General features: G+C 69.0%; 1 protein-coding gene. It reads left to right on the top strand.

From position 1 onward, the window contains the following. The first annotated feature begins 55 nt into the window (after positions 1-55). Positions 56-1,294, top strand: a complete 1,239-nt coding sequence (locus AB0M70_RS42135) for an IS701 family transposase (RefSeq protein ID WP_365829175.1) — start codon at positions 56-58, stop codon at positions 1,292-1,294. Positions 1,295-1,415: the final 121 nt, after the last annotated feature.

Consider the following 1,415-nt stretch of genomic DNA (forward strand, 5'->3'; position numbering starts at 1 on the left):
AGTAGGACTCCGTTAGGTCTTCCCGTTTGCGCTGATCAAGAGCATGTTGAGGAGCGTGGACGTACATGAAGTGGAGCGTATGCGGGCGGCGTTGGCGTTGTTCGTGGCGGATGTGTTTGCGTCGGTGCCGCGCAAGGACCAGCGGGCCAAGAGCGATTGTTATCTGCGGGGCCTGATGATGGACGGCCGCCGTAAGTCGGTCCAGGCCATGGCCTCGCGGCTGCCGGACGGCAATGAACAGAACCTGCAGCAGTTCGTGAACCAGTCGACCTGGGATGCGGTGCCGGTGCGCCGGCGGATCGCCGAGCGGCTGGTGCCGCGCATCGGCCCGGACGCCTGGGCGATCGACGACGTGTCCTTCCCCAAGGACGGGAAGATGTCGGTAGGGGTCGCCCCGCAGTACTGCGGGGCGCTGGGCAAGCAGGCCAACTGCCAGGTCGCGGTGAGTGTGCACGCGGTCTCCGATCGCGCCTCGTGCCCGCTGACCTGGCGCCTCTTCCTACCGGCGGAGTGGGCGCTCGATGGCGACCGGCGGAGGCGGACTGGGGTGCCCGAGGAGGTCACCCACCGGGAGAAGTGGCGCCTCGCGCTGGACGCCCTGGATGAACTGGCCGCGTGGCAGCTGTCGCCGCCGCTGGTGGTGGCCGACGCCGGCTACGGTCAGAACGCCGACTTCCGCGCCGCCCTGTCCGAGCGGGGACACCACTTCGTGGTCGGTATTCGCGGCGACCTGATCGTCCAGCCGGATGCGGCGGTCCCTGTATTGCCGACCTGGTCCGGCATCGGCCGCCGGCCGGTGTCCCGTTACCCGCAGCCACCGGTGTCGGTGGCGGAATTGACCGCTGGCGCCGGTCGGGAAGCGTTTGGGGAAGTGATCTGGCGGGAGGGCTCACGCGGCCCGATGGCCTCCCGCTTCCTCGCGCTGTTGGTCCGGCCGGCCGGAGTGCGTCCGCGCCGGATGACCAAGGCGGCCGCGGTGGCCGCGCACGGCCGGTGGGACGGCGTCCTGCCCCAAATGCAACTGCTGGCCGAGTGGCCCGACGGTGAGGACACCCCGGCCCGCTTCTGGCTGTCCGACCTGCCCACCGACACTCCGATCGCCGCCCTGGTCCGCCTGGCGAAGATCCGCTGGCGCATCGAACACGACTACCGCGAACTCAAACACGGCCTGGGCCTGGACCACTTCGAAGGCCGCTCATGGACCGGCTGGCACCACCACGTCACCCTGGCGACCGCCGCCCACGCCTTCCTGACCGAACAGCGGCTCGCCCCAAAAGTGCCCGCACCGGCCTGACCCTCTACCAGGTCCTCGACATGCTCCAGGACACCTTGAGGTGCTGGACCGGTATCTGCACCACCTGCCAGCAGCCGCTGCCCAGAAACCGCAGATCAGCACCAACTTAACGGAGTCCTAC

Origin of the sequence: Streptomyces sp. NPDC051214 (assembly GCF_040682375.1) — a bacterium.
In the GTDB taxonomy this organism is placed as follows: Bacteria; Actinomycetota; Actinomycetes; order Streptomycetales; family Streptomycetaceae; genus Streptomyces.